We start from the raw sequence: 9,223 nt of genomic DNA, 5'->3' as shown, positions 1-9,223 counted from the left end.
GGTCAGCGACTTTCGGGAACTACCCACTCTGGGGATGTTCCCGAATGTCGGGGTCATCTCTTCCCGAAACTCCCCGGTCAGAGCGATCTGGCCGGGGACTTCGTCGTTGTTGGCAGCTCAAGGACGCGGGACGGGTGGACCGGGCTGTTCGCGGCCGGCCGTGGAGGCCCTCGCACGCTTGCGAGGCGTGAGTGAACCCGTGCGAGAGCGCCTGCGAGGTGTCGGAGAGCCCGAGCCGGGCAATAAGTTGAGTCCATAGCCTTGGTGTACGACGATCCCGGTGAGCGTGTCCTGCTGACGTAGGTGCGGTCACCGCGTGATCCTTCGAGTGATCTCTGACAACCGACTCGAAGAAGGACACTGCGATGACCGCGACCCTCAGTATCGACCCTGACGTCTTCTTGCACGAGCAGGGGGCTCAGGCCAGCCCGGACCTGATGCGGGAGCTGTTGACGACGTTCATCAACGCGTTGTTGTCGGCGCAGGCCGACAGCGTGTGCGGCGCCGAGTACGGCGCCCGGGACCCTGAGCGGACCAACCGCCGCAACGGGTACCGGCATCGGGACCTGGACACTCGCGCCGGCACCATCGATGTGGCGATTCCCAAGCTCCGCGAGGGCAGCTTCTTCCCGGACTGGCTGCTGGAGCGGCATCGCCGGGCCGAGGCCGCGCTGACCACGGTGGTCGCGACCTGCTACCTGCTCGGGGTCTCCACCCGCCGGATGGACCGGTTGGTGCGTTCCCTGGGGATTACCGGCCTGTCCAAGTCGCAGGTGTCGGTGATGGCCGCCGACCTCGACGAGCAGGTCGCCGCGTTCCGGAGCCGCCCGCTCCACGAGGGCCCGTACACGTTCGTCGCCGCCGACGCGTTGACGATGAAGGTCCGCGAGAATGGGCGGGTCGTCAAGGTTGCGGTCATGGTCGCGACCGGTGTCAACGCCGACGGCTATCGAGAGGTTCTCGGAATCCAGTGCGCCACAACAGAATCCGGTGCCGGCTGGCTGGCGTTCTTCCGGGACCTGGTCGCCCGCGGACTGTCCGGGGTCGCGCTGGTCACCTCCGACGCGCACACCGGCCTGGTCGAGGCCATCGGGGCGACCCTGCCGAACGCGGCCTGGCAGCGGTGCCGCACCCACTACGCCGCGAACCTGATGGCCGCCACCCCGAAGTCTCAGTGGGGCTGGGTCAAGGCGCTGCTGCACTCGGTGTACGACCAACCCGACGCCGAGGCCGTCCACGCCCAGTTCGACCGCGTCTTGGCCGGCCTGCACGACAAGCTCCCCGCCGTCGCCGAGCACCTCGAGGGTGCCCGCGAGGACATCCTCGCCTTCACCGTCTTCCCCAAGGTCCTGTGGCGACAGATCTGGTCGAACAATCCCAACGAACGGCTCAACCGGGAGATCCGCCGCCGCACCGACGTCGTCGGCATCTTCCCCAACCGCGACGCCCTGATCCGGCTCGTCGGCGCCGTCCTCGCCGAGCAGCACGACGAATGGGCCGAACAACGCCGCTACCTCGGTCTCGACGCCCTCAAAACCGCTCGCGCCGTCCTCACCGACCGCCAGACAGCCCCAGCCCAGGAGGTGACCAACAACCTCATCACCGGCGCCATCAACGCCTAACGAACAACCTCGAAGGCATCACCCTCGTACACCACCAGCCCGGACTTGACCCGGGCAATAGTGCAGCAGGTTGCTGCACAAACGGGCCAAGCGGTGGAAGCGCGGCTACGGACGGGCGCCGGGGCTGCGGGCTCGCCGATCCGTGCGGTAGTAATGGTCGAGCGGCCTATCATCCGGCTCCTCGTCGAGGACCAGCCGCCAAGGGTCGTCGAGCTCTCGGCTGGTGTGCCACTTGTGCAGGCGCCGAACGTTCATGCCCAGAAGCGCAAAGGCGGTGAGCAGCCCGGTGGCCGCGCGTCCGCGGCAGCGAATGAAGCCGCGGTTGAGGTTGACATCGAGGTAGCGGGCCAGGCCGTTGAGCCCTTCTATGCGGCTGCGCCGGTTCCAGGACTTCGCCCACGCGGTGCTCTGCCAGGGCAGCGGTTGCCGGTCGCGTTCCAAGGCGGTGACGGGCACGGTGACGGTGGCCCCACATCCACACGGCGTGCCCTTCTGGCAAGCGGTGAGCGGGCGGGTCGCCGGGTCGCTGCGCATGCTCTTGGGAACGTTCCGGCATCGCACTCGTCCAGCCAGGGCTGGGCCTTTGAAGCGTTGGGCGCCGGTCACCGGGTCCGGTGCCTTGTGCGCGACGTACTCGTACTTGCGGCGTCGGTCGAACTCCTCGCGGCGCCGCGCCTTGGTGGTGGCGGTGTCGGCGGGTCGTGGCGGGTCGAGCTCGCGTAGATCGATGGGGATGGCGGCACTGTGGAGGCGAGCGTCGAGCCAGATCGTGTCGGGCACCGGCCCGGGTCGGACACCTCGTTGGCTCTCGTGTAGATCCTTGGTTTCGGTGATGCCCATGGTCCGCAGGGGTCGTGCCCAGTGCTCGGGCTTGGCGGTGGTGTAGGCACGGTCAGCGAGCACCTCGGTCACACGGTCCAGGCGGCGGATGATCGCTAGGGCTGCGGGGCACCTTTCTCTGACGCCGGGTCGCAGCGCAAGGCCAACTGCCAAAAGCGGGATCTCTTGGGCGGTACCGGTCGGGACGATGGTGGCGATGTGGGCTTCGTACCCGAGGTAGAACTCGTTCCGCCGCCGGTCGGTGGGTGTGCGTTTACCGAGGGCGACTTCGGTGTCGACGCAGTCCCAGTTCTGGCCGGCCAGCGTCGTTGGGCCGGGACGACGGCTTCGGTAGTGCGACTCGATGTCAGTCCCGTCGACGGCGATGGCCGTCGGCAGTGAGGACAGGTAGTCCGTCGGCAGGCTGGCCAGGACGATGTCGGTCAGGATCTCGTCCAGCCCGATGTCCACATGGGGACAGCCAGGAAGGCAGTCGATGACCTCGCCCGTGACGGGATCGGCTTCGGGGTGGTCGTGCGGGATCTGCAGACCGGCGGCCGAGCGACCGATGAGTGCGGTCACACCACTGCGGATGCGCTTGTCGTTGAGGGCGACCCCTTTCGGGATGCCGATCGTGTGTCGCTCGCTCGGGGTGAGGTCGTCGGCTGTACTGACGATCCGGGAAATGATCATCGATGAGCCGGTGCGGATCGCATGCAGGGAGAGCAGGATCGCGATCGACCGCAAGGGGAGCTTGCGAGGACGGCCGAACCGGGGCGCGGCGTGGTCGACCAGGCTTCTCATGGCGGGACTGTCGGCACACCCGATGGCGCGGGCGATCTGTTGCGCCCTGGTCAGCTTCCTGGGGATCAGGACTCGGCTGGGCGCCGGACCTGACCCTCGGGGGTTCTTGGCTGCTCGGCTCATCGCCTCGTCATCAAAGCGAAGACCTCGGCCTCGGGAAGGTCGGGAAGGTAGCGCATGAGATGGCCGAAGGTCTTCGCTGTGCTGACCCCGGAGACTTTCGAGAGCTCGTTGAGAGGCACGAGGTTGCGCATGAGGTGCAGGAACCACGTGGCTCGCAGCCGGTGCAGCTTGATGACCGGTGTGCCGGGAGGAAACTCGCTCCTGCCGAGCAGGTTGCTCAGCCGAGACCGATCCCACTCCGGCGCGGCGTAACCGAGCAGCGTCGAACCCGGATCATCTCGCCAGATAGCCCGCAGCGTGTCGTCGTGGGGCGGAAGGATCGGCACGACCCGAGGACGGTCACCGGGAACCATCAGGCAGAGGACGCCGTGCTTGTCCACTAGGTCGTCCGTGGTGACCGACCATGACTCCTTGGGGAAGAGGCCGGCGCCCAGACCGAGTGCGAGGAGCGCCTGCAGATGGCGTCGCTGGCTTGTGGTGCGTCGCGAAGCGGCGACCTCGAGCAGCCCTGTCGACCTCGGCATCCGTGTACGGCACTACCGCGTAGTCCTGACGCAGCGGCCGGATGGAGGGGGGCCAGGGTGCTGTGGTCGTGATCTGTCGTCCGTAGTTGCGCAGGTATGCGCGCCGGGTTGCTCGGGAGGAAGCTGCGAGGTGGGGGCAGCCGCCGGCGATGTAGCCCTCCACCGTGTCGGGGTCAAAGATCAGCTCCACGTCGAGCGGGAGACCTTGGGTGCGTGCCCAGTGAATGAACTGCGAGAGCGTGCGCATCGACTCGATGGCCCGCTTGGGGTGACTCGGGTTGAGGCGAAGCGCGATGTCGACGGTGAAGTCGGCTATCGCCGCCCACTGATCCGGTCGCAGGGAGTTTGGCACGTAACGCCGCACGGCCAGCTCGGCCGTAGACCGCTGCGACTCGCCGACCGTGTCGTGGTTGACGTCGGGAGTTCTGGAATCCGAAGATGGCATGGCAAAGCCCTCCGCATTGGGGTGAGTAGTAGGAAGCAGCGGTGTCGTCCGCTGTGAAGGCGAATCGGCCGGGATGGCACTCCCGGCCTTTCGCGCGTTCGGCGCCCTGCGCCGGCTTGGTCATGTCACGCAGTGCCCCTCTCGCTCGGCGAGGGCGGCAGCCAAGAGGTCGGAGGCGGTGGCGCTCACGGGGCGGCCGGTGTCGGCAGCGAGAGCGAACACCTGGGCGGCGATCATCGCCGGCATGCGTACCTCGACGCGGACAATCTCGTTGGGTGCGAAGCGGCGGGACCGAGCAGCTGGCCGACCAGCGCGGGCAGGCGCGACGGAGACCTTGTCGTCGTCGCTGGTCCTCACTCGCCTCACCTACTCCCGGTCGATCACGTCCGCCACGTCGCTTCGCTGCGCTGGTCAGACGCTGATCTCATCGGGGCTCGGCTGGTGAGGCCGACTGATAGGTGAAGACTACTGCCGCGGCCGACGCCCATTCCGCAACGCGTCGCGGTCGGCGTGCCCGACTCAGACGGCTGTGGCGAAGAGTGCGTCACTTGCGGCGAAAGGACGCACTCACTATGGCCAAATGAGTGCGTTGGCCGAACCCCCGCCGGAGGGATCGATTTGAAGACGCTCGCTGCGAACTCGATGCGGTCGACGGTACATCGAACGGAAGTTCGATTGCTACCGACTGGGCGGATGTTTCGGCGACCGCCTCCGGGGCGCGCGGACCGCGACAGGAGGGAGCCATGCCGCTCGGGGGCAAGGCGGGCTGGTGCCGCACCGTGTGGGTCCGCACAGGTAGGTTCTGCGTGGACCGTTGCATGCCGCTGCGGCAGTCAGCCCCCGACCAGGAGACCCATGCCAGCCTCAAGCACCGGGACGGATGCTAGCCGGATCGCGGGGCTGCCGTGACGACGGAGTTCGGCGCCCGGTTGAGCTTGCTGGGTGAGCCGGAGCGTGGGTGCGACGGGCAGCTAACGGTGTTCCGGTGGGCGCTGCGGGTGGACCCGGGTGATGTGGCGGCTCTTGCGGTAGCGGTGGGCCGTTCGTACGTCACTGATGCGGCGCGTCTGGCGTACCCGGGTGCGCGAGTGGGGAACGCGGTGCCGGGGGCGGACTCGGTCCGTAAGGGTGATTTCGGCGAGATGGTCGCCATGGGCATCTACAGCACTCGGATGGGGCGCACGGTGCCGTACAGCAAGCTGCAGTTGGCGAAGCCGGTGGCGAACGCGACCGTTCAGGGCCCGGACACCTTGTGTTTGACGATCACTCAGGGCGAGGTTGTGGAGCCGGTCGTGGTGGAGGCGAAGTGCCGGCTTCTAGCGCGAGCGTCGGACACGTTGGCGCCGATCGAGGCGAGTTCGGGCGTGGTGACGGAGCAGTATTTGGTGGAGGCGTGGGCGGCCGGGGTGCAGATGATGCACGGCCATCCGGATTTCGCGCGGCACTTCGCGTTGTCGGCGGCTCAGCACCTTGGCCGGCTGATCGACCCGGAGGCACCGTTGCCTCCGCACCTGCGGCACGCGGTTGCCGTGGTTGGGGAGGACCGGCTGCCGATGTCGGAGATCGAGAAAAGGTGGTCTGGCGCCCCGTACGTGTCGGAGCTGCACATCGTCACCGTCGCGGACCTGGTCGCCGCCATGTCGCGCGTCTTCGACGCAGCCGCAGGCCTGACGTACGCGGACCTGACTGGCGGCGCGTCTGCGGTGGTTCGTGCTGCTCCGGCGCCTGCGTTGAAGGCGGGCATCTCGGGTCTGGTGAGCAGGGACGTCCCGGCGCAGCTCGCTGATGCCGGCTCCGCTGACGCTCTTCGAGCCATCCTCGAGGCGAGCTTGTGGTTCTTGGCCGATGAGGACGGTGTTGGTGGGGCGCGGGCGACGATGTCGCGGCAGCACACGGATGCGGACGTGCGGGGGCTGGCGGAGCTGCTCACGGGTGCACGGGGGCGGGCGGGCGGCACGTTGAAGGGCCGGCCGCTGGAGGCTTTCGCGGTTGCTGCGCGTGACGTGGTCGACCTACAGCAGCCGCCGGACCGTCTGCGGGTGGTGCTCGAGGAGGCGGAGCGGAACGGGCTCGACCGGGCGTTGCTGGATGCGGCCCGGCATGTTGCGGCGGCGTTGTTGCATCGCCTCGAGCGGCACCCGAAGGTGATGACGGAGGCGAAGGGCGCGACGGGGGTCGCGGTCCAGCATGTGGTTGCGCGGATGCGGCAGATCGGCCGGCACGCGTTCTGGCCGTCGCAGGCCGACGCGGTGCGGGGCGGGCTGCTGGACCCGGCGCAACGGTCCCTTGCCATCAAGATGCCGACGAGTGCCGGGAAGACGACGCTCATGCAGCTGGTTGCTGCGGACGCGGTCGACCGGCATCCGAACGGGGTGGTGGCGGTGCTGGCGCCGACGCGGGCGCTGGTGAGTCAGCTGTACCGCGACCTGCGTGACGGGCTTCCTGCTGACGTAGTGGTGCGGTCGTCACACGGTGGGTTGGACTACGACACTGACCTTCCGTCGACGTGTGGGGTGCTGGACGGGCCGGGCGTGGCGGTGGTGACCCCGGAGCGGTTCGACCTGGATTGGCGGCGTGCGGTGACCGATGACAGTGGTGTCGAACTGGACGACATCAAGCTGCTGGTGGTCGACGAGGCGCAGCACGTGGACAGTGGTCCGCGGGGTGCGACGTTGGAGCTCCTCATCGCGAAGGCGTTGCGGCGCGGCATCCGTGTCGTCTTGTTGGCCAGCCAGTTCTCGAACGTGGGAGCCATCGCGCATTGGGTGAACGGCGACGCGCTCGAGTCTGACTGGCGGCCCGCTTGGCTGGAACGACACGTCTACATCCGAGGCCTGCCAGGCTCCTCGTCGACGACGGCGCGGACTGGCTACCTGTGGCCTGAAGGGGCCGACCCGGTCAAGGTGCTGACCCTCAAGCCGAGCGAGAGGACCAGGGGTGAGGGCTGGATTCGCGACCGGAAGCACGAGGCTGCGGGGCTCGTGGACAAGTGGGCGCCCGAGGGGCTCGTCGTCGTGTTCACGGCCAACAAGGCGTACTCCCGGGACCTCTTCAACACCATCTCGGCGAGCACCGTCCACCTCGGACCTCCTCGCCGAGCGTTGGCGGAGATCGCGAACTCGATTGAGGCGCTCCACCCGGTCGAAGCGGCGGCCCTGCGCAACGGGTTCGGGCTGCACCATGCCGACGTTCCGAGAGCCGTTCGGCAGGCCATCGAGTCCGCGGCACGTCGTGAGGGCGGACTGCTGCGCTGCATCGTGTGCACGCCCACGTTGCTCGAGGGCGTGGACTTTCCCACGCGCACGGTCATCGCGGCGTACCCGCCGCGCACCCCCTTGCGCCGGCCCGACATCGCCCGTCTGCGCAACCTCGAGGGTCGTGCTGGCCGCGCTGGCCGGTTCGTGAGCGGCCGGCTCGTCGTCATGACGTCCGACCACGAGCAGGGTCGCACGTGGCGGCGCGCGATGAGGCAGGAGCTGCCGCCGACCGAGACCGCGCTCACGGCGGCGCTTAAGGTGATGCAGACGCGTGCACCCGAGTACATGTCGGACGACGACAAGGCCATCATCGACGCTGTCACCATCGAGGCGCTCGCGGAGTCGGCCGCGGCCGACGGTGACCTTCGCAGGGCTCTCGAGGAGGCCCTGCAGCGGACCTTCTGGTCGGCGACGTCAGCACCACAGGTGCAGACCATAGCTGTGGACAACGGCACCGGCTACGCGGCGCGGGTCGCCCAGCGGGTGCCCAACGCCGCGTTGCGTGCCGCCGTGTACCGCTCAGGGTTGAAGCTCGAGGGCTGCCTGGCGTTGCGGGACGCGATCGCCGCCCAGCTCGGTCCGATTGTCTCGGTGCTTCGCTCGGACCCGCCGGACGTCGCCGCCCACGACAGGCTCCTGCGGTGGCTCATCCAGGCTTGCGTAGCCACCTTGGAAGAACTCAGAGATCTCCGAGGGGTCGACCCCGACGCCCTGTGGGGTGCGTTGGCGGCATGGGTCGCCGGCACGAGCGAGGACGACATCGAACGGCTCCATGGCGACGCCTGGGGTGCGGTGAAGGCTCGGCACCTCGAGACGCTGTTGGTGTGGGCGCTCACCGGGTCGTTCGAGCTCATCGCTGCGCTCGACGGAGACCTGCACCTGCGTGAGGCAGCGCACACCCGACTGGGGCCCAGTCGGCTGCGGTACGGCGTCTTCGACACCGAGCTGTGTGCGTTGGTGCGTGACGGGGCAGACCGCCTACAAGTGGTACGGATCGCCGAGGAGTACCTCAAGGAGCCGCAGCCGCCGACTCCGCCCCTCGGCTTCCTGCGGCCCCTCAGCGTCGTCGTGGAGCAACGCATCGCGGCGGAGGCGGAGGCCGCAGCGCTCGCCGCGGCATCGGGCGATGCTGTCGACCCTTGTGTGCCACCTGTGCCCGCCGCGCCTGCGTCCCCCGAACCGGGGGCCGGCTACTAGTAGCCGGCAGCCAACCCTGCCGACCCATCAGGAGAGCAGGTCGTCCCGCCCGACCTGGTGCTCGGACGGGACGCGGGTGATGACGGGTGGTGCAGCGAGTGATGCGACGTCAGGACCGGTCCTTAGCGGCTGGCCGGCGGCGGAGCGGCGGCGGGTAGTAGCCGGGTGCGCGCTGGGTGGGGATGAGCGCCCAGCCGTCGGCCGCTAGGGCGTCGTACGAGACTGTCCGATTAACGGTGTAACTGGCCCGACACGCCAACGAGGTTGGCGAGGAAGGTCAGTGATGACCGAGACACTGCCGAGCGTGAGCTCGATGCCGAAGGAAGCGAAGAAGACCAGGAGGGTTTCCCGTTCGGAGACCGAGCGGGCTGCGGTGCGGGAGTTGGTCAAGGCCGCCCGCGCCCGCGGTGAGGACCTGACCGGCCCGGACGG

5 protein-coding genes and 1 pseudogene are annotated in these 9,223 nt (G+C 68.4%); 3 read left to right on the top strand and 3 right to left on the bottom strand.

Going from position 1 to position 9,223, the window contains the following annotated elements; all coding sequences use genetic code 11:
* Positions 1–365: 365 nt before the first annotated feature.
* A complete protein-coding gene (locus tag BN11_RS05925; RefSeq protein ID WP_048695712.1) occupies positions 366–1,622 on the top strand; it encodes an IS256 family transposase in 1,257 nt (418 codons plus the stop codon).
* A 105-nt stretch (positions 1,623–1,727) separates the two neighbouring features.
* On the opposite strand, the gene BN11_RS05920 is transcribed toward BN11_RS05925, so the two are convergent.
* The 3 genes from BN11_RS05920 to BN11_RS05910 all read right to left on the bottom strand — a co-directional run bounded on the left by BN11_RS05920 (position 1,728) and on the right by BN11_RS05910 (position 4,694).
* Entirely contained in the window at positions 1,728–3,245 is a 1,518-nt protein-coding gene (locus tag BN11_RS05920) for a hypothetical protein (RefSeq protein ID WP_048695709.1), read from the bottom strand.
* Positions 3,246–3,364: 119 nt separating this feature from the next.
* The gene (locus tag BN11_RS24625) at positions 3,365–3,892 is read right to left on the bottom strand and encodes a hypothetical protein (protein ID WP_201329229.1); all 528 of its coding nucleotides are present in this window, start codon (positions 3,890–3,892) and stop codon (positions 3,365–3,367) included.
* Between the two features lie 565 nt (positions 3,893–4,457).
* Positions 4,458–4,694 carry a hypothetical protein gene (locus BN11_RS05910; RefSeq protein WP_048695707.1) on the bottom strand — a complete coding sequence of 79 codons (237 nt, stop codon included), beginning with the start codon at positions 4,692–4,694 and terminating at the stop codon, positions 4,458–4,460.
* Positions 4,695–5,437: 743 nt separating this feature from the next.
* On the opposite strand from BN11_RS05910, the gene BN11_RS05905 reads away from it, so the two are divergent.
* Together BN11_RS05905 and BN11_RS26325 are read left to right on the top strand one after the other, a co-directional pair.
* Positions 5,438–8,791, top strand: coding sequence for a DEAD/DEAH box helicase (locus tag BN11_RS05905; RefSeq protein ID WP_157043995.1), 3,354 nt, complete (start codon positions 5,438–5,440; stop codon positions 8,789–8,791).
* Positions 8,792–9,074: 283 nt separating this feature from the next.
* Positions 9,075–9,223: pseudogene (locus BN11_RS26325) on the top strand (IS256 family transposase); the annotation flags it as partial.

This window comes from Nostocoides australiense Ben110 (assembly GCF_001050535.1).
Classification (GTDB): Bacteria; Actinomycetota; Actinomycetes; order Actinomycetales; family Dermatophilaceae; genus Nostocoides_A; species Nostocoides_A australiense.
Note: the sequence above shows the minus strand (reverse complement) of the source record. Positions and strands in the feature narration are given on the sequence as shown.